This is a genomic window from Pseudomonas iridis (assembly GCF_017980685.1).
Lineage (GTDB): Bacteria > Pseudomonadota > Gammaproteobacteria > Pseudomonadales > Pseudomonadaceae > Aquipseudomonas > Aquipseudomonas iridis.
Genome location: NZ_JACXXO010000002.1, coordinates 366,711 through 385,820 on the forward strand (window position 1 = coordinate 366,711; position 19,110 = coordinate 385,820).

The 19,110-nt window shown below is 59.7% G+C and carries 14 protein-coding genes; 13 read left to right on the forward strand and 1 reads right to left on the reverse strand.

Translation table 11 applies throughout. From position 1 onward, the window contains the following. Positions 1-3: 3 nt before the first annotated feature. Complete coding sequence (gene aceE, locus IEQ42_RS06585) at positions 4-2,649, reverse strand: pyruvate dehydrogenase (acetyl-transferring), homodimeric type (protein ID WP_210702960.1); 2,646 nt, start codon at positions 2,647-2,649, stop codon at positions 4-6. Positions 2,650-2,839: 190 nt separating this feature from the next. Between aceE and IEQ42_RS06590 the strand changes: the two genes are divergently transcribed. The 13 genes from IEQ42_RS06590 (at position 2,840) to IEQ42_RS06650 (ending at position 19,077) form a co-directional block, all read left to right on the forward strand. Next, positions 2,840-3,037 (forward strand): hypothetical protein, encoded by a 198-nt coding sequence (locus IEQ42_RS06590; RefSeq protein ID WP_210702961.1) that lies wholly within the window; start codon positions 2,840-2,842, stop codon positions 3,035-3,037. Continuing rightward, on the forward strand, positions 3,034-5,973 hold the full coding sequence (gene glnE / locus IEQ42_RS06595) for a bifunctional [glutamate--ammonia ligase]-adenylyl-L-tyrosine phosphorylase/[glutamate--ammonia-ligase] adenylyltransferase (protein WP_210702962.1): 2,940 nt from the start codon (positions 3,034-3,036) through the stop codon (positions 5,971-5,973). Before IEQ42_RS06590 ends, glnE begins: the two co-directional genes overlap by 4 nt. Positions 5,974-6,570: 597 nt before the next feature. After that, on the forward strand, positions 6,571-7,605 hold the full coding sequence (waaF, locus tag IEQ42_RS06600) for a lipopolysaccharide heptosyltransferase II (RefSeq protein ID WP_210702963.1): 1,035 nt from the start codon (positions 6,571-6,573) through the stop codon (positions 7,603-7,605). Position 7,606: 1 nt separating this feature from the next. Then, positions 7,607-8,668 carry a lipopolysaccharide heptosyltransferase I gene (gene waaC / locus IEQ42_RS06605; protein WP_210624116.1) on the forward strand — a complete coding sequence of 354 codons (1,062 nt, stop codon included), beginning with the start codon at positions 7,607-7,609 and terminating at the stop codon, positions 8,666-8,668. Continuing rightward, the gene (locus IEQ42_RS06610) at positions 8,668-9,789 is read left to right on the forward strand and encodes a glycosyltransferase family 4 protein (protein ID WP_210702964.1); all 1,122 of its coding nucleotides are present in this window, start codon (positions 8,668-8,670) and stop codon (positions 9,787-9,789) included. The genes waaC and IEQ42_RS06610 overlap by 1 nt, the downstream gene beginning before the upstream one ends. Next, on the forward strand, positions 9,790-10,596 hold the full coding sequence (gene rfaP, locus IEQ42_RS06615) for a lipopolysaccharide core heptose(I) kinase RfaP (RefSeq protein WP_210702965.1): 807 nt from the start codon (positions 9,790-9,792) through the stop codon (positions 10,594-10,596). Beyond that, positions 10,596-11,330 carry a lipopolysaccharide kinase InaA family protein gene (locus tag IEQ42_RS06620; protein WP_210702966.1) on the forward strand — a complete coding sequence of 245 codons (735 nt, stop codon included), beginning with the start codon at positions 10,596-10,598 and terminating at the stop codon, positions 11,328-11,330. The genes rfaP and IEQ42_RS06620 overlap by 1 nt, the downstream gene beginning before the upstream one ends. Then, positions 11,327-12,079, forward strand: a complete 753-nt coding sequence (locus IEQ42_RS06625; RefSeq protein ID WP_210702967.1) for a lipopolysaccharide kinase InaA family protein — start codon at positions 11,327-11,329, stop codon at positions 12,077-12,079. Before IEQ42_RS06620 ends, IEQ42_RS06625 begins: the two co-directional genes overlap by 4 nt. Next, positions 12,079-13,530, forward strand: a complete 1,452-nt coding sequence (locus IEQ42_RS06630; protein WP_210702968.1) for a lipopolysaccharide kinase InaA family protein — start codon at positions 12,079-12,081, stop codon at positions 13,528-13,530. Before IEQ42_RS06625 ends, IEQ42_RS06630 begins: the two co-directional genes overlap by 1 nt. A gap of 346 nt (positions 13,531-13,876) precedes the next feature. Then, positions 13,877-15,634, forward strand: a complete 1,758-nt coding sequence (locus tag IEQ42_RS06635; protein WP_210702969.1) for a carbamoyltransferase family protein — start codon at positions 13,877-13,879, stop codon at positions 15,632-15,634. Next, positions 15,618-16,748 (forward strand): glycosyltransferase, encoded by a 1,131-nt coding sequence (locus tag IEQ42_RS06640; RefSeq protein WP_210702970.1) that lies wholly within the window; start codon positions 15,618-15,620, stop codon positions 16,746-16,748. Before IEQ42_RS06635 ends, IEQ42_RS06640 begins: the two co-directional genes overlap by 17 nt. Beyond that, positions 16,748-17,644, forward strand: coding sequence for a GNAT family N-acetyltransferase (locus IEQ42_RS06645; protein WP_210702971.1), 897 nt, complete (start codon positions 16,748-16,750; stop codon positions 17,642-17,644). The genes IEQ42_RS06640 and IEQ42_RS06645 overlap by 1 nt, the downstream gene beginning before the upstream one ends. 8 nt (positions 17,645-17,652) lie before the next feature. Then, positions 17,653-19,077, forward strand: a complete 1,425-nt coding sequence (locus tag IEQ42_RS06650; protein ID WP_210703098.1) for a PIG-L family deacetylase — start codon at positions 17,653-17,655, stop codon at positions 19,075-19,077. The last annotated feature ends 33 nt before the right edge of the window (positions 19,078-19,110 follow it).

Consider the following 19,110-nt stretch of genomic DNA (forward strand, 5'->3'; position numbering starts at 1 on the left):
TCCTCAGCAGTCCAGTGGGTTGCGTTTTTCCGGGTCGATGCCGAACTTGGTGATGGCTTCAGCCACAACCTTGGGTTCGATATCACCACGGTCAGCCAGTGCTTCCAGGGCTGCCAACACCACGAAATGACGGTCGACTTCGAAGAAATGACGCAGTTTCTTGCGGCTGTCGCTGCGGCCGAAACCGTCGGTGCCCAGGACTTTGAATTCCTTGGACGGTACCCACTGACGGATCTGCTCGGCGAACAGCTTCATGTAGTCGGTAGAGGCAATGACCGGACCTTTACGGCCGCTCAGGCACTCTTCAACGTAGCTCTTCTGAGGCTTCTGGCCAGGCTTGAGACGGTTGCTGCGCTCTACGGCCAGGCCGTCGCGACGCAGTTCGTTGAAGCTGGTGACGCTCCACACGTCGGCGCCGACGTTGAACTGTTCACGCAGGATCTTCGCCGCTTCACGCACTTCGCGCAGGATGGTGCCGGAGCCCATCAGCTGTACGTGGTGTGCTGCTTCGCGGGTGTCTTCTTCGAGCAGGTACATGCCCTTGATGATGCCTTCCTCTGCACCGGCCGGCATGGCGGGTTGCTGGTAGGACTCGTTCATCACGGTGATGTAGTAGAAAACGTCCTGCTGCTCTTCGGTCATCTTCTTCATGCCGTCCTGAATGATCACCGCCAGCTCGTAGCCGTAGGTTGGATCAAAGGTGCGGCAGTTCGGGATGGTGGCAGCCAGGATGTGGCTGTGACCGTCTTCGTGTTGCAGGCCTTCACCGTTCAGGGTGGTCCGGCCCGCGGTGCCGCCGATCAGGAAGCCACGGGTACGGCTGTCGCCTGCTGCCCAGGCCAGGTCGCCAATACGCTGGAAGCCGAACATCGAGTAGAAAATGTAGAACGGCAGCATTGGCTGGTTGTGGCTGGAGTACGAAGTACCGGCAGCGATGAAGGAGCTCATGGCGCCCGCTTCGTTGATGCCTTCTTCGAGGATCTGGCCCTTTTTGTCTTCCTTGTAGAACATCACCTGGTCTTTATCGACTGGCTCGTAGAGCTGGCCGACGGACGAGTAGATGCCCAACTGACGGAACATGCCTTCCATACCGAAGGTACGGGCTTCGTCCGGGATGATCGGCACGATACGCGAGCCGATTTCCTTGTCCTTGACCAGTTGCGCGAGGATCCGCACGAAAGCCATGGTGGTGGAGATTTCACGGTCGCCCGAGCCGTCGAGGATAGCCTTGAGGGTATCGAGTGGCGGTGTAGGAATGTCGAAGGACTTGGCGCGGCGCTGAGGCACGAAACCGCCCAGTGCAGTGCGGCGCTCGCTCAGGTAGCGGGCTTCGGCGCTGTTTGGCTCTGGCTTGAAGAACGGCAGGTTCTCCAGCTCTTCGTCCTTGACCGGGATGTCGAAGCGATCGCGGAACAACTTCAGGCTGTCGACATCGACTTTCTTGGTGTTGTGCGCAGTGTTTTTCGCTTCGCCGGCACCGGTGCCATAACCCTTGATGGTCTTGGCCAGGATGACGGTTGGCTGTTCTTTGTGGTTGACCGCTTCGTGGTACGCCGCGTAGACCTTGTACGGGTCGTGGCCGCCACGGTTGAGTTTCCAGATCTCGTCGTCGGACAGATCGGCAACCATCGCCTTGAGTTCTGGCGTGTTGAAGAAGTGTTCACGCACGAACGCGCCGTCTTTGGCTTTGTAGTTCTGGTACTCGCCGTCGATGACTTCATCCATACGACGTTGCAGGATGCCGTCGACGTCTTTGGCCAGCAGTGGGTCCCAGAAACGGCCCCAGATGACTTTGGTCACGTTCCACTGAGCACCGCGGAACACGCCTTCGAGTTCCTGGATGATCTTGCCGTTACCGCGAACCGGGCCGTCGAGGCGCTGCAGGTTGCAGTTGATGACGAAGATCAGGTTGTCGAGCTTCTCGCGGCCAGCCAGCGAGATGGCGCCCAGGGATTCCGGTTCGTCGCACTCGCCGTCGCCCAGGAAGCACCAGACTTTTTGCTTGCCTTCCGGGATGAAGCCACGAGCTTCCAGGTACTTCATGAAACGTGCCTGGTAGATCGCCTGGATCGGACCCAGACCCATCGATACAGTCGGGAACTGCCAGAAGTCAGGCATCAGCCAAGGGTGCGGGTAGGACGACAGGCCCTGACCGTCTACTTCCTGGCGGAAGTTGTTCATCTGGTCTTCGGTGATGCGGCCTTCCATGAATGCACGGGCGTAAACGCCTGGCGAGGTGTGGCCCTGGAAGTAGATCAGGTCGCCGCCGTGTTCGTCGGTCGGGGCCTGGAAGAAGTAGTTGAAGCCGATGTCATACAGGGTCGCACTGGAAGCGAAGCTGGAGATGTGACCACCCAGGTCAGAATCTTTCAGGTTCGTACGCATTACCATGGCCATCGCGTTCCAGCGTACCAACGAGCGAATGCGGCGTTCCATGAACAGGTCGCCAGGCATGCGTGCTTCGTGGGTAACGGGGATGGTGTTGCGGTAAGGCGTGGTGATGGCGTAAGGGAGCTGCGAGCCGCTGCGGGTCGCGAGTTCGCCCATACGGGTCATCAGATAGTGAGCACGGTCTTCGCCTTCTTTGTCGAGAACCGATTCCAGGGCGTCCAGCCATTCCTGGGTTTCGACGGGATCGAGGTCTTGCATGGCTTGCTCCAGGGCGGAAAGGCTTCCAGAATCGGTTGCCTGAGTTTGCGACTGGCCTTGTGGGCAGACGATTTAAAATTCTTGGATTGCCGACAGGTTGTTCCGGCGGCGTGTAGTTTTACTACAAATCTTCCGGCATTTCAGCCTTTCGAATGTATAGACGAGTAGTAAAACTACAGATGAAAGGCTTGTGGCCTCCGACTACGTTGTGAGAATAATCGTTAAGGTTGGTCGATTGCCATCCGAAAAAGGTGAAAGTTTGATGCTGGCTGCCAAAGAAAAAGAAATTACAGCTATTTCTAACTTTTGTTCGACAGTCCTTCAGGTAGCGGGTTTTCACCGTTCACTACAAGCGGCCATTTACACGCCGATCAAGGATAGACCATGACCCTGCCCGTGCTTGCCGAACTGCCCGCCATTCTCCTGCCGTTGGTCACTCGATCCGAGCAGTCGTTCCGTACGGCCGTCGCCGCGCTTGAAGACGATCATGGCTTCTCGAACTGGACATCCGAACGCTGGGCGCAATTTGCCCGCGTCACTGGCGCCAGCGAGTTCGTCATAGAACAGAGCGTTCGTGACCCTTTGATGTTACTGACGCTGGTGCAGTCCGGTGAGCTCGATCGGCCGTTTGCCCCCGGCGAATTGTGCGCGCAAATAGCCGCTGCAGTGGCGGCCGCGCAGACCGAAGATGAACTCGGTCACGTCCTGCGTCGTCAGCGCGCACGCCATCAGGTACGGATCATCTGGCGTGATCTGACCCGTCAGGCCGATCTCGTGCAAACCTGCCGTGATCTGTCGGACATGGCCGATGCCTCCATCGATCAAGCCTATCAATGGTTGTACAGCCGCCATTGTCAGCAGTTCGGCACGCCGACCGGGCGTCGCAGCGGTTTGCCACAGCAGATGGTCATTCTTGGCATGGGCAAGCTCGGCGCTGTTGAGTTGAACCTGTCCTCGGACATCGACCTGATCTTCGCCTACCCCGAGGGCGGCGAAACCGTTGGCGTGAAGCGCGCGCTGGATAATCAGGAATTCTTCATCCGACTGGGCCAGCGCCTGATCAAGGCGCTGGACCCGATGACCGTCGACGGCTTCGTGTTCCGTGTCGACATGCGTCTGCGTCCATATGGTTCATCGGGCGCGCTGGTGCTGAGCTTCAATGCGCTGGAGCAGTATTACCAGGATCAGGGTCGCGACTGGGAACGCTACGCCATGATCAAGGCGCGTGTGGTGGCCGGTGATCAAGTGGCGGGTGCGCAGTTGCTCGACATGCTGCGGCCGTTTGTTTACCGGCGTTATCTGGACTTCTCGGCAATCGAAGCGCTGCGCACCATGAAGCAGCTGATTCAGCAGGAAGTCCGGCGCAAGGGCATGGCCGACAACATCAAGCTCGGTTCGGGTGGGATCCGCGAGGTCGAGTTCATCGCCCAGGCTTTTCAACTGATCCACGGCGGGCGCGATCTGAGTCTGCAACAGCGTCCTCTATTAAAGGTGTTGAGCACGCTGGAAGGGCAGGGTTATCTGCCACCCGCGGTGATCAGCGAGTTGCGCGAGGGGTATGAGTTTCTGCGTTACACCGAGCACGCGATCCAGGCGATTGCCGACCGCCAGACCCAGATGCTGCCGGATGGCGCTCAGGATCAGGCGCGTATCGCCTTCATGCTCGGGTTTGCCGACTGGGAAGCCTTCCACGAAAAACTGATGTTCTGGCGCGGCCGGGTGGCCTGGCACTTCGCGCAGGTGATCGCTGACCCTGATGAGGAAGAGGGCGCCGAAAGCGAAGTGGTGGTTGGCGGTGAATGGCTGCCGTTGTGGGAAGAGGCGCAGGACGAAGAGGCTGCCTGCCGTCAGTTGGAGGAGGGCGGTTTCAGCGATGCACCGAAAGTACTGAAGGCCTTGGCCGGGCTGCGCGGCAGTCCGCAACTGCGGGCGATGCAGCGTCTGGGGCGCGAACGTCTGGATTTATTCATCCCGCGCCTGATCGCCCAAGCGGTTGAGCATGACAACCCGGATCTGGTGCTGGAGCGTGTGCTGCCGCTGGTTGAAGCAGTGGCGCGGCGTTCGGCGTACCTGGTGTTGCTGACGGAAAACCCCGGTGCACTGCGTCGCTTGTTGACGTTGTGTGCGGCAAGTCCGTGGATTGCCGAACAGATCACTCGCTTTCCGCTGTTGCTCGACGAATTGCTCAACGAAGGGCGCTTGTTCAAACCGCCATTGGCGCCGGAACTTGCCGCTGAATTGCGCGAGCGTCTGACGCGGATTCCCGAAGACGACCTCGAACAACAGATGGAAGCCCTGCGCCATTTCAAACTGGCGCACCGCTTGCGCGTCGCCGCGTCGGAAATCGCCGGCAGTTTGCCGCTGATGAAGGTCAGCGACTATCTGACCTGGCTGGCCGAGGCAATTCTTGCGCAAGTGCTGGCGCTGGCCTGGCGCCAGACCGTGGCCAAGTACGGCACGCCGTTGCGTACCGACGGTACGTTGTGCGATCCCGGGTTCATCATTGTCGGTTACGGCAAAGTCGGCGGCCTGGAACTGGGGCATGGTTCGGACCTCGATCTGGTGTTCATCCACGACGGCGATCCACAGGCAGAAACCGATGGCCCGAAACCGATTGATGGCGCGCAATTCTTCACGCGGCTGGGGCAGCGGATCATCCACTTGCTGACGGCGCAGACCAACTCCGGCCAGCTCTATGAAGTGGATATGCGTCTGCGGCCGTCCGGTGCGTCGGGGTTGCTGGTGAGTTCGCTGGGTGCGTTCGCCCGCTATCAGGAAAACGAAGCCTGGACGTGGGAGCATCAGGCGCTGGTGCGGGCGCGGGTGCTGGTCGGCAGCCAGGATGTCGGGCAGGCCTTCGAGAAGGTTCGCGCCCAAGTACTGGGGAAAACCCGGGACCTGGCCAAGCTGCAGCAGGAAGTCAGCGAGATGCGCGCGAAGATGCGCGATAACCTCGGCAGCAAGAGCACCGCAGCCGGCACCGCGGCGAACGCCTTCGAGGCCACGGCGCCGTTCGACCTCAAGCAGGACGCCGGAGGTATCGTCGATATTGAATTTATGGTGCAATACGCGGCTCTGGCGTGGTCGCAAAGCCACCCGCCATTGCTGCGCTGGACCGATAACATTCGCATTCTGGAAGAGCTGGAACACGAAGGGCTGATGCCTGCCGAAGATGCCAGTCTGTTGCGTGAGGCCTATAAAGCCTACCGCTCCGCCGCCCACCGGCAGGCCTTGCAGAAGGACGCCGGGGTGATTGCAGGTGACCAGTTTGCTGAGGAACGGCGACAGGTTTTGCGAATATGGCGTGAGCTGGGGCTAAGCTGATCCGGGCTAATGAAGGCAATAAGATTCAAATGCTGGGAGCGAGCCTGCTCGCGAATGCGGAATGTCAGTCAACATCAATGTTGGAATGTGCCAGCCCTTTCGCGAGCAGGCTCGCTCCCACAGTGATCTGCGGTGAGTCGCGGATGTTGGAACGGATGCAAAACCCTGTGGGAGCTGGCTTGCCAGCGATAGCGGAGTATCAGACGACAATAATGTTGAATGTAACGACCCCATCGCGAGCAAGCTCGCTCCCACAGTGATCTGCGGTGAATCGCGGATGTTGGAACGGATGCAAAACCCTGTGGGAGCAGGCTTGCCAGCGATAGCGGAGTGTCAGGCGACATTGATGCTGGATGTGCCGGCCCTTTCGCGAGCAGGCTCGCTCCCACAGTGATCTGCGGTGAATCGCGGATGTTGGAACGGATGCAAAACCCTGTGGGAGCTGGCTTGCCAGCGATAGCGGAGTATCAGACGACAATAATGTTGAATGTGACGACCCCATCGCGAGCAAGCTCGCTCCCACAGTAGATCTACAGTGTTTGTAGAATTATCGAGGCGGGGAGGCATTGGCCTCCCCGGTTCGTTTTTGGAAACCACATGAATATTCTGATCGTTGGGCCCAGTTGGGTCGGTGACATGGTGATGGCGCAGACACTGTTTCAGTGTCTCAAGCAACGCCACCCGCAATGCGAAATCGACGTGCTGGCCCCCGAGTGGAGCCGTCCGATCCTTGAGCGCATGCCCGAAGTGCGCAAAGCCTTGAGCTTTCCGCTCGGCCACGGCGCGCTTGAATTGGCGACCCGTCGACGGATCGGCAAGTCCCTGCGCGGCCAGTACGACCAGGCGATCCTGCTGCCAAACTCGCTGAAATCGGCGCTGGTGCCATTCTTTGCCGGCATCCCGAAACGCACCGGCTGGCGCGGCGAGTTCCGTTATGGCCTGCTCAACGACGTGCGCACGCTTGATAAAGAGCGCTATCCGCTGATGATCGAGCGTTTCATGGCCCTGGCCTATGAACCGAACTTCGAACTGCCGAAACCGTATCCACGCCCAAGCTTGCAAATCGACCCGGTCACCCGCGAAGCGGCGCTGGCCAAGTTTGGCTTGAGTCTCGACCGCCCGGTGTTGGCTCTGTGCCCAGGCGCCGAGTTCGGCGAATCCAAGCGCTGGCCATCCGAGCATTACGCCAAAGTCGCCGAAGCGCGGATTCGTGAAGGCTGGCAGGTGTGGCTGTTCGGTTCGAAAAACGATCACTCGGTCGGCGAAGACATCCGCGCGCGGTTGATTCCCGGCTTGCGTGAAGAGGCGGTGAATCTCAGCGGTGGCACCTCGCTGGCCGAAGCCATCGACCTGCTGTCCTGCGCCGACTCGGTAGTCTCCAATGACTCCGGCCTGATGCACGTCGCCGCCGCGCTGAACCGCCCGTTGGTGGCGGTTTATGGTTCGACCTCCCCAGGCTTTACCCCGCCGCTGGCCGAACACGTCGAAATCGTCCGTTTGGGCCTCGATTGCAGCCCGTGCTTCGACCGGACCTGCCGTTTCGGCCATTACAACTGCCTGCGCCAGCTGATGCCGGACGCGGTCAACGATGCCTTGCAGAAATTGCACGGCTCTGTGGTCGAGGTTCATTAAGTTGCGGGTATTGCTGATCAAGACTTCATCGCTGGGCGACGTGATCCATGCGTTGCCGGCGCTGACCGACGCGGCCCGGGCCATCCCCGGAATCAAGTTCGACTGGGTGGTGGAAGAAGGCTTCGCCGAGATTCCGACCTGGCACCCGGCCGTTGACAAAGTGATTCCGGTGGCGATCCGTCGCTGGCGCAAAAGTCTTTGGAAAACCATCACCAGCGGCGAGTGGAAACGCTTCAAGCAGAGCGTGCGCGCGAACCAATACGATTTGGTGATCGACGCGCAGGGCTTGTTGAAAAGCGCCTGGCTGACCCGTTACGTCAAAGCACCGGTGGCCGGTCTCGACAAAGGCTCGGCCCGTGAGCCGATGGCTGCGCGATTCTATGATCGCAAGCTGGCCGTGGCCCGTGGTCAACATGCCGTTGAGCGCGTGCGTCAGTTGTTTGCCATCGCTCTCGGTTATGACCTGCCCAAAGGCCTGGGCGATTATGGTCTCAACGTCGAGCGTCTGGTCGAGCTGCCGCGCAAGAACGCCTTCGTGGTATTTCTCCACGGCACGACGTGGGACACCAAACATTGGCCGGAAGCTTACTGGCGGGAGCTGACCGAGCGTGTCGGTTATCTCGGCGTTGGCGTGAAACTGCCATGGGGCAACCCGCTGGAAAAGGCTCGCGCCGAGCGCATCGCCGCCGGTTTCAAACACGCCGAAGTCCTGCCGAAGCTGAATCTGGCCGGGGTCGGCAAAGTCCTTGCCGGCGCACAAGCCTGTGTGGCGGTGGACACCGGTCTCGGCCACTTGGCGGCGGCGCTGGACGTGCCGACCATCTCGCTGTTCGGCCCGACCAACCCGGGCCTGACCGGCGCCTACGGCAAGTTGCAGATTCACATGGCCAGCGATTTTCCGTGCGCGCCGTGCCTGCAGAAAAAATGCACTTATCAACCGACCGAGCAGGATGCCCGTCAGTTTGACCTGAAGCGTGAACAGCCTCTGTGCTTCACGCGTCTGAACCCCGAGCGTGTCGCCAGCCGACTGAGCACGTTGTTAATGGCTGAGGAGCTGCGCTGATGCAATTGGCATTCGTCCTGTACAAATATTTCCCGTTCGGTGGCTTGCAACGCGATTTCATGCGCATCGCCCTCGAATGCCAGAAGCGCGGCCACCAGATTCGCGTCTACACGCTGATCTGGGAAGGCGACGTGCCGCCCGGTTTCGAAGTGCTGGTGGCGCCGGTCAAAGCGTTCTTCAATCACCGTCGCAACGAAAAACTCAGTGCGTGGATGGAAGCGGATCTGGCCAAGCGCCCGGTTGATCGCCTGATCGGTTTCAACAAAATGCCCGGTCTGGATGTGTATTACGCCGCCGACGGTTGCTTCGAAGACAAGGCGCAGAACCTGCGCAATTCGCTGTACCGTCGCTGGGGCCGCTATCGCCACTTCGCCGAGTACGAGCGCGCGGTGTTCGCCAAAGAGGCGAAAACCGAAGTGCTGATGATTTCCGAAGTGCAGCAGCCGCTGTTCATCAAGCACTACGACACGCCACTCGAGCGTTTCCATTTGCTGCCGCCGGGCATTGCTCAGGATCGTCGGCGTCCGGCGGATGCCGATGAGATTCGCGCCGGTTTCCGTGCCGAATTCAAGCTCAAGGACGACGACCTGCTACTGGTGCAGATCGGCTCCGGATTCAAGACCAAAGGCGTCGATCGCAGTCTTAAAGCCCTGGCCGCATTGCCCGCCGAATTGAAGAAACGCACCCGGCTGTTTGTAATCGGCCAGGATGACCCCAAATTGTTCCAGATGCAGAGCGCCACTTTGGGCCTGGGCGACAACGTGACGTTCCTCAAGGGCCGCAGCGATATTCCACGGTTCCTGCTCGGCGCCGATCTGTTGATCCACCCGGCGTACAACGAAAATACCGGTACAGTGCTGCTCGAAGCGCTGGTCGCAGGCCTGCCTGTGCTGGTCAGCGCGGTGTGCGGTTACGCCCACTACATTGCCGAGGCGGATGCCGGGCTAGTGCTGGACGAACCGTTCGATCAGGCGCAACTGACGCGATACCTGACCGATATGTTGAGCGACGACGCTGCACGCGCGGCCTGGAGCCGCAATGGTCTGGCGTTCGCCGAAACGGCCGACCTTTACAGCATGCCGCAACACGCGGCGGATGTGATTCTGGCGGAGCACGCTTAAATGAAGTTGATGCTGGCTGAACCGTTCAAGAGCCTCTGGGCCGGACGCGACCCGTTCGCCGAAGTCGAGGGCTTGCAGGGCGAGGTGTACCGCGAGCTCGAAGCGCGCCGGACGCTGCGCACCGAAGTCGACGGCCATGGATTTTTTGTGAAGATCCATCGGGGCATCGGCTGGGGTGAGATCTTCAAGAACCTGCTGACCGCCAAGCTGCCGGTACTCGGCGCGGGTCAGGAGTGGAAAGCCATCCAGCGCTTGCAGGAAGTCGGCGTGCCAACCATGACTGCCGTGGCGTATGGCGAAAAGGGCAGCAACCCGGCCGACCAGCATTCGTTCATCGTTACCGAAGAACTGGCACCGACCATCAGCCTCGAAGACTTCAGCATCGACTGGCTCAAGCAGCCACCGCAGCCGAAACTCAAGCACGCGCTGATTGCCGAAGTGGCGCGCATGACCGGCATGATGCACCGCGCGGGCGTCAATCACCGCGACTGCTACATCTGCCACTTCCTGCTGCACACCGACAAACCGGTGACGGCGGATGATTTCAAGCTCTCGGTGATCGACCTGCACCGTGCCCAGACCCGCGCAACGATCACCCGGCGCTGGCGCAACAAGGACTTGGCCGCGCTGTACTTTTCCGCGCTGGACATCGGCCTCACCCGTCGCGACAAGCTGCGATTCCTCAAGGGCTATTTCCAGCAGCCGCTACGGCAGATTCTGGCTGAAGAAGCGCCGCTACTGAGCTGGCTGGAAGGCAAGGCCAACAAACTCTACGCACGTAAACAGCGTTACGGGGATGCGCTCTGATGGCGGGCTGGACTCTTGAACCGCCGTACAGCGATCTTGCCGAAGACTTCGGCAGCCTCGACGCGGTGTTCGCCCTTCAGGGTGAGCGGCTGACCCGCGACCCGTTGTCCGAGGTCATTCGCGTGCAGCGCAACGGCGTCAATTATTACGTCAAACGCTACGTCGGCGCCGGCAAAGGCCTGCGCCGTTACCTCGGCAAGCCGCGAGTGAAGATGGAATGGCAGAACCTCAAGCGCTTCGCCAAATGGGGCATTCCTACCGCTGAAGTGGTGGCGTGGGGGCTGGAGCGACGTGGTGCAGCATACGACCGTGGCGCAATGATCACCCTTGAATTGCCCAATACCGAGGACCTCGCCGCACTCGCCGATCGCAAGGACCCCAAGTTGAGGGATCGCGCCTGGGTCGACGGTATCAGCCAGCAATTGGCCGGTTATACCCGGACCATGCACGATCACCGTTTTACCCATAACGATTTGAAATGGCGCAATCTGCTGATCGATGACCAGGCGCGTATATTTCTCATTGATTGCCCCAATGGCGAGTTCTGGCGCGGCTTCTGGCTCAAATATCGGATCACCAAGGATCTGGCCTGTCTCGACAAATTCGCCAAATATCACCTGTCCAATACCCAGCGCCTGCGTTTCTATATGCAATATCGCCAGTGCGATCGGCTGAATGCGGCCGACAAGAAACGGATTCGGCACGTGGTGAGATTTTTCGAGGGACGCGAATGACTGACTTTCTCTCCAATGAAGACCGTGCGCTGCTTGAGCGCCACGGCCTGGGCACTTTTGACGCCCTGTGGGCCAAGCAGCTTGAAGCGGTGGACGAGCCCAATACTGCCCGCGGCGGTTGGAGCAGCGTGTTCCGTCTCGAACTCGAAGGTCAGGGTTTCTACCTCAAGCGCCAGAGCAATTACCTGACCCGCACCTTGCATGCGCCGTTCGGCGAACCAAGCTTTGCCCGCGAATTTCGTAATATCAGCCGCTACCGCAAGCTCGGTATTCCGGCGCTGCAAGCGGCGTTTTTCGGTGAGCGCAAAGTCGCTGGCGAAGTCCGCGCGATTCTGCTGACGCGTGCGCTGGATGGCTGGAGCGACCTGGAGTCGCTGCTTGCGCGCTGGTCGCAGTTCAGCGCTGGGCAACAGTCGGCCATCCTCAAGGCCTGCGGGTTGCTGGCGCGGCAGTTGCACGGCGTGCGTCAGGTGCATGGCTGTTTCTATCCCAAGCACATTTTTCTTCAGGTCTGCGGCGACGGGTATCAGGCGCAATTGATCGACCTGGAGAAAACCCGGCCGCTGTTGTTCGGCATGCGTGACCGGATCAAGGATCTGGAGCCGCTGCAGCGCCGCGCACCGCAGTGGAACGAGGCGCAACTGCGCGAGTTGCTGTCGGCCTATCTCGATCAGCCGGTGGACAGTTCGCTGCTCGACAGCTGGCTCGCACGGCTGACTGCGCGCCGCAGTCACAAGGAGACTCGCTGATGCAATTGTCCGAGCTGACCGCTGTCGGGCGTACCCCGCAATTGCCGCTGACAGTCAACCTGGCCGATGCGGCCGGTGCTGCGGATTTGCAGTTGCTGAGCCTGCTGCGCGTGTTGCCGGGGCAGCGTTACGTCGGTGCCGGCGTTTGGCGTGGTCGTCCGGTATTGGCCAAATTGCTGGTCGGCAGCAAGGCTGCTCGCCATTTTCAGCGTGAACTGGAAGGCGTGCGCCTGTTGGCCGCACAAGGTCTGACGACACCGCTGCTGCTGGCCGATGGCCTGAAAAACGGTGAGGGTGGCTGGCTGCTGTTCGACTTCCTGGAAGGCGCGCAAAGTCTTGGCGATGCCTGGGCGCAAGTCGAGGCGCTGCCGCCGCTGGCGGATGAACAAACCGCGGTGCTGGCCGAGGCGCTTGCCGCCATTGGCCAGCTGCACGGCAAAGGGCTTTGGCAGGAAGACCTGCACCTGGACAATCTGCTGCGCCACGGCGGTCAGTTGTACTTGATCGACGGTGCCGGCATTTGCGTGGAAACCGCCGGTCAGCCGTTGTCGCGGGAAAAAGTCCTGGAAAATCTCGGCGTGTTTTTCGCCCAGTTGCCCAAGGCGTTGGAGCCGTTCACCGAAGAGCTGCTGGTGTATTACCTGCTGAGCAACAGCGAGCACGCTTTGCCGCTGGAAGCCTTGCAGAAGCAGATCGACAAGGTGCGCCGCTGGCGCCTGAAAGATTACCTGATCAAGGTCGGCCGCGAGTGCACCCTGTTCAGCGTCCGCCGTGGTGCGTTTGGCCTGCAGGCGATTCGTCGCGAGGAAGAAGCGGCCATGGTTCCGGTGCTTGAACAGGCGGATGCGCTGCTCGAGCGCGGCCATCTCTACAAGACCGGCGGCGCGGCAAGCGTCGGCAAGGTCGAAGTGGGGGCGCGCCAATTGGTGATCAAGCGCTACAACATCAAAGGCTTCGCGCATTGGCTCAAGCGGTTCTGGCGTCCGAGTCGTGCCTGGCATTCGTGGCGTGAAGGCAATCGCCTGGCGTTTCTCGGGATTGCCACGCCCAAGCCTCTGGCGGTGCTGGAAAAGCGCTTTCTGTGGTTGCGCAGCCGTGCCTATCTGGTCACCGAGTTCCTGCCGGGGCCCGACATCATCGAGCGCTTTGCGCCGTACGTTGAAAGTGGCGAAGCGCCGGAATCGGAGTTGCAGGCGCTGGATCGGTTATTCGCCCGATTGATTGCCGAGCGCATCAGCCATGGCGATTTCAAGGGCCACAACCTGTTCTGGCACAACGACCGCTGGGCGCTGATCGATCTTGACTCGATGTGTCAGCATGGCTCGCCGGGCAGCTTTGTCCCAGCCTATGCGCGGGACCGGGCGCGATTCATGCGTAACTGGCCCGAGAGTAGTGCGTTATATCAAGTGATCGATCAGCGATTGCCAAAAGATATTTCGAGTGGTGTCTGAGACGGGTGAGAGATAAGGGCTTTGAAGTGTCTTGCAGTTTTTTCGCAAGCCATGAGCTGTGCCCACAACGGCCTCGGTGCTGATTTTCAGAGATTGCTATCAGTAGCCTGGGACGAAAATCAGTAGAACGCAGCACGATCGTATCGAAAATTTCGACGCGTGGGCGGTTATTGAGTCAGCGGACGAGGAATATGCAAACCATTCACCCCGGGGCAATTCGCACAGGGTAATTCCCGTCACGTTTACGCTATAATCCCGCCCTTTAGCTGTCTGTCGCCCTATGCGAGGACACATCAATTTACAAGGCGCATCGCGCCTGCACGCAGACTAAAGAGGCTAGACCCCTGTGGCATTGACGATTCTTGGCCTGTCCGGCGCCCTTAGCCACGATCCTTCAGCAGCCTTGTACATCGACGGCAAGCTGGTGGCGGCGGCTGAAGAAGAGCGCTTCGTACGCGATAAGCATGCAAAGAACCGCATGCCCTACGAGTCGGCAAAGTTCTGTCTTGAACAGGCCGGCATCAAGCCGTCCGACGTCGACGTGGTCGCAATCCCTTTCGCACCGATCAGCCTGTTCGGCAAGGCCCGCTGGCACTATGCCAAGCGCTACTGGTACGCCCCGGACCGCGCGCTTGATGCAATCCTGATGGGTAACCGTCGCTACAAGCGCTATCGCAACAAGATTGTCTGGTGCCTCGAACAACTGGGTTTTGATCCGAAAAAGATCAAGATCGAACCGGTTGAGCACCATTTGGCCCACGCCTCCAGCGCTTACCACTGCTCCGGTTTCAAAGAGAAAACCGCGATTCTCGGTATCGACGGCAAGGGTGAGTACGCCACGACCTTCTTCGGTTACGGCGAAAACGGCAAGATCCACAAGATCAAGGAATTCTTCGACCCGGACTCCCTCGGCGGCCTGTACGGTGCAATCACCGAGTTCCTCGGTTTCGAGATGCTCGACGGTGAGTTCAAGGTCATGGGCATGGCACCCTACGGTGATGCCAGCAAATACGATTTCTCGCGTCTGGCGTCGTTCGAAAATGGCGAACTGGTGATCAACACCGACTACGCCAACGTCATCGGCCTGCGTCGCTACAAAGAGAAGGGCAAGGGCTTCTATTTCTCGCCGAAGCTGATCGAATGGCTGGGCCCGAAACGCGAAGGCGATATCGCTGACGAACCGTACATCCACTACGCCGCGAGCATGCAAGCGCTGTTCGAAAAACTGGCGTTGCAGATGATCGACCACTACCTGGGCGACGTGCTCAAGGAAACCGGCAAACTGGCTTTCGCCGGCGGCTGTGCGTTGAACGTCAAGCTGAACCAGAAAATCATCGCCCGCGATGACATCAAGGAACTGTTCGTGCAGCCGGCGTCCGGCGATGCCGGCACCGCGGTTGGCGCAGCAGCCTATGTGTCACACGCTCGCGGTGTTCCGGTCGAGAAGATGGAACACGTCTACCTCGGCCCGTCGTACAGCAACGAAGACGTGATCGCCGCGTGTGCCCGGCACGAGAGCAAGCCTGTCTGGCGCAAACTCGACAACATGCCGGAGCAGATCGCCAAAATCATGGTCGAGGGCAATCCGGTGGCCTGGTTCCAGGGTCGCATGGAGTTCGGTCCGCGCGCATTGGGCGGTCGTTCGATCATTGGCTGCCCAAGCGTGGCCGGTGTGGCTGATCGCATCAATCACCAGATCAAGTTCCGCGAGCGCTGGAGGCCTTTCTGCCCGTCGATGCTCGACACCGTCGCCCCACAGATGATCAAGATCGATCACCCGGCGCCGTTCATGACGTTCACCTTCGAAGTGTCTGAAGAGTGGAAAACCCGTGTGCCGGAAGTTGTCCACGAAGATGGCACGTCTCGCGCCCAGGTGCTCAAGCGCGAATACAATCCGCGCTACTATGACATGATGAAAGCGCTGGAAAACCTGACTGGCAACGGCGTGTCGCTGAACACTTCGCTCAACCGTCGTGGCGAACCGATGATCTGCTCGCCGACTGACGCGCTGAACATGTTTTTCGGCTCTGATCTACAGTATCTGATCATGGAAGACATCCTGGTGGTCAAAGAGGGCGCAAACGCATATGACACGCTCGGCTGAACGCCATGTGTTGCAGTTCTGTCACGGCTATGACGGGCCGTTCCTGGACTGCGCGCGGCAATATGCCAGCCTGTTTGTAGGCACCGGCTATCGGGTAACTACGGTTTTTCTGACCGGGGTCGCCGATAGCGAGGTGGCTGCGGCCTGCGCCTCCGATGAAGTGTTGTTCATGGAATACAGTTCCAAGGCCATTCGTGGCCTCAAGCTGGGTGCCGTGGGTGATCTGCGAAAGATCGCCGCTTCGCGCAATTTCAGTTTTTGCATCGCCCATCGCTTCAAGCCGATTTACATCGCTTTGCTCGGCACTTCGCTGCCGGTGATTGGCGTGCATCACGCGTTTGGAGATTACAAACGCGCCACGCGCAAATGGTTTGCGCATTTTTTCCGCAAGCGTCTGAGCCTGGTGGGTGTGTCCGATGCTGTGCGCGATGACATACGCCAGTGCCTGCCAAAATGGCCGGCCGAGCGCATTCAGACCCTGTACAACCGTATCGATGTGATTGCACTGCAGGCCCGTCAGGTTTCTGCTCGCGAAGCGCGCCAGGCCCTTGGTTTAGCAGAGGATGCGTGGATCGTCGGTAACGTCGGCCGTCTGCACCCGGACAAGGATCAAGCCACGTTGCTACACGGTTTCGCTGCGGCATTGCCCGGTTTGCCGGCCAATAGCCAACTGGTGATCCTCGGTATGGGGCGTCTGGAGCAGGATCTCAAAGAGCTTGCCCGTCAGTTGGGCATTGGTGAACGGGTGCTGTTTCTCGGTCAGGTGCCGGACGCGCGCAATTACTTTCGCGCTTTCGATGTATTTGCCTTGAGTTCCGATCGTGAGCCGTTTGGCATGGTGCTGCTGGAGGCCATGGCCGCAGGCGTACCGTTGCTCGCAACGGCATGCGGCGGGTGTGAGGAGGTAGTCGAAGGCGTGGGTATTCTGTTCCCGCTTGGTGATGCCGAACGTCTGGCCCAGGGGCTGCAGTATCTGGCGGCGATGGACGATCATCAACGTCGACAGTGCGCTGAAATGATGCTCGAGCGCTTGCGTGAGCGTTTCTGCGACCGGGCGGTGCGCGACGTCTTCTGGCACTTGCCACAAGTTTCCGATCTGGCACCGAGGGGCTGATGCTCAACCGATTTCAAGGCTGGCGTGAACGTGGCTGGTCGCATGTTGACGCCTCAACGTATGCACAGGCCTGGCAGCGATTTGGCGGTAGTGTTGCGACCCATCCACTGGTGGTCGAGCGTCTGGCGAATCTGGCCGGCATCCCGGTGCGTTACCTGGCCTGGGAACAACAGGGCGAAGTCAAGGCCGCGATCCCTACCTGGGGACGTGATCTGGCGTTATCCAAGGACGTGCTAAAGCGCAATGGTAAAAAAGGCCTGTTCGACCTCGGCAACGCAGAACTGATCCTGCCGGGTGCTGCGGATGCTCTGGCGCCTCTGCGCCATCGCGCCCGTTACCTGTCGGTACTCAACGAACACCGCTTCAGCGGTCTGAAGTTGCAGACCGAGCAACTGGCCATGGCCCGCACCCCGGAAGAACTGTCGAAAAAATTTCGCTACAACCAGCGTCGCGAATTACGTCTGTTGGAAGAGGCGGGCGGTGTAGTGCGGCCGGTCAGCGATTTTTCCAGCCGCGAACTGGCGGCGATTTATTGCGATCTGTTTGAGCGTCGCTGGGGCTTTCCGGCAACAGGCGCTGCGCGTATGGCCGAGGTCCTCGAGTTGTTGCGCGAACTGTTGATCGGTTCAGTGATTTTCCTCAACGATGCGCCGATTGCCGTTCAACTGGTGTACCGCGTTGAAGCTGCAGCGTGGATCAGCGTCGAGTACATCAATGGCGGGGTCGATCCAGAAACCCGCGAATTCAGCCCCGGCAGTGTCCTGAGTTTTCTCAACACGCAAAGCGCTTGGGAGCATGCCCGCGCGCAGAGCAAGCCGCTGCGTTTCTCCTTCGGTCGCGCCGACCGTGAATACAAGGATCGCTGGTGCAATCCCGTGCCAGTGTTCACCGTATGAGTCAGCCCCTGAGCCGTAAGCAGCAACTGCTCAAGCGCCACCGGCGCAATAAACGCACCGGTCTGTTGATTGCGCTGGTTGCGTTGATTGTCTTGGGCATTGTGGTGGCCTGGTGGTTGCCGCTGGTGCTGGCGGTCGTTGGCTGGATTGCCCACGAAGCGTGGTTTGCCGATCATCTGTTCTATTCGCCAAAAGACGATTACCAATACAGTTTTCCGCCGTATACGCCGCAGCCGAAGGTGCACTTGAGCGGCGAGCAATTGCGCCTCGATGACGCCGTGATACTGGAGGACGATGCCACGCTGATCCTCGCTGTCCGAGTGAAAAGTACTTGGCTGGGGCGCTTCCTCGATCCGCGTGTCGAATTGGCCGGCGGTACCAATCCTGACGCGCAAACCTTCGAGCGTGGGGTCAACGGTCTGCGTTACCTGAACCTCAGCGGTCAGGCGCAAACCTTGTCCCAAGGTCAATTGTGTCTGCGCGGGCGCTTTTGCCGGGTGTTAGGCGAGCCTGTGTTATGGGCGCTGGAACAACCTGATTATCGTCGCCAGCGGGTTATGGTCATCGCACCGCACGCTGATGATGCCGAACTCGCGGCATATGGTTTGTACAGCCAGGCCGACGAGACGTGGATCGTCACTCTGACCGCGGGCGAGATCGAAGCCGAGCACTATCAACAAATGGGTTTGAACCAGATTGAGGCGGCGCGGCTCAAGGGCCGATTGCGTGCCTGGGACAGCCTCACCGTACCCCGCTGGGCCGGCGTGCCGCATGAAAACTGCGTGCAGCTTGGTTATTTTTGCCTGCAATTGGCAGCGATGCAGGCTGCACCGAGTCAACCTGTGGCCTCGCGTGAAGCTGATATGACTGACACCCGGCTGTTCCGCCGACTGAACCCATTCACCTTGCCCGGCGATGCCGATGGTGCGCCGACCTGGAACAATCTGTTGGCTGACCTGCGGGAAGTGCTGACGCGTGCGCGGCCGGATGTGATCGTGTTGCCGCACCCTACGCTCGATCCGCATCCGGACCATGTCTGCGCCCAGCAAGCAGTGTTGGAAGTCTTGCGCGCGCTTGAATGGCAACCGACTTTGCTTGGCTACGCCAATCACTTGCACGACAACGACCGCTGGCCGATGGGCAATACAGGTCAAGGCATTGCATTGCCGCCGGCGTTTGAAGCGTCCGAGCCCATGCAGCCGTGGAGTCTGCCGCTGTCGATAGAACAACAGCGCGACAAGGCCATGGCGCTGGGCATGATGCACGATCTACAACCCCCAGCACCTTACAAACGGCGGCTTCGGCGATTGTTCCAGCGGCTGCTGGCCCGCCGAGAGCCGTCAGTTTTTGGAGAAAACGAATTTTTCAGGAAAGCCGTAAGACGACAGGAATTGTTTTGGGTTTTGAAGCGTCAGGACACATCTGAGCAGTAAAATTGAAGACTTTCGCTGCTTAACATTGGCGCA

Bases quoted from the DNA above. Each gene is read 5' to 3' on its own strand.
- IEQ42_RS06610 (WP_210702964.1), top strand. From the start codon at position 8,668: ATGCAATTGGCATTCGTCCTGTACAAATATTTCCCGTTCGGTGGCTTG.
- IEQ42_RS06625 (WP_210702967.1), top strand. From the start codon at position 11,327: ATGACTGACTTTCTCTCCAATGAAGACCGTGCGCTGCTTGAGCGCCAC.
- IEQ42_RS06640 (WP_210702970.1), top strand. From the start codon at position 15,618: ATGACACGCTCGGCTGAACGCCATGTGTTGCAGTTCTGTCACGGCTAT.
- rfaP (WP_210702965.1), top strand. From the start codon at position 9,790: ATGAAGTTGATGCTGGCTGAACCGTTCAAGAGCCTCTGGGCCGGACGC.
- aceE (WP_210702960.1), bottom strand. From the start codon at position 2,649: ATGCAAGACCTCGATCCCGTCGAAACCCAGGAATGGCTGGACGCCCTG.
- IEQ42_RS06645 (WP_210702971.1), top strand. From the start codon at position 16,748: ATGCTCAACCGATTTCAAGGCTGGCGTGAACGTGGCTGGTCGCATGTT.
- waaF (WP_210702963.1), top strand. From the start codon at position 6,571: ATGAATATTCTGATCGTTGGGCCCAGTTGGGTCGGTGACATGGTGATG.
- IEQ42_RS06630 (WP_210702968.1), top strand. From the start codon at position 12,079: ATGCAATTGTCCGAGCTGACCGCTGTCGGGCGTACCCCGCAATTGCCG.
- IEQ42_RS06620 (WP_210702966.1), top strand. From the start codon at position 10,596: ATGGCGGGCTGGACTCTTGAACCGCCGTACAGCGATCTTGCCGAAGAC.
- glnE (WP_210702962.1), top strand. From the start codon at position 3,034: ATGACCCTGCCCGTGCTTGCCGAACTGCCCGCCATTCTCCTGCCGTTG.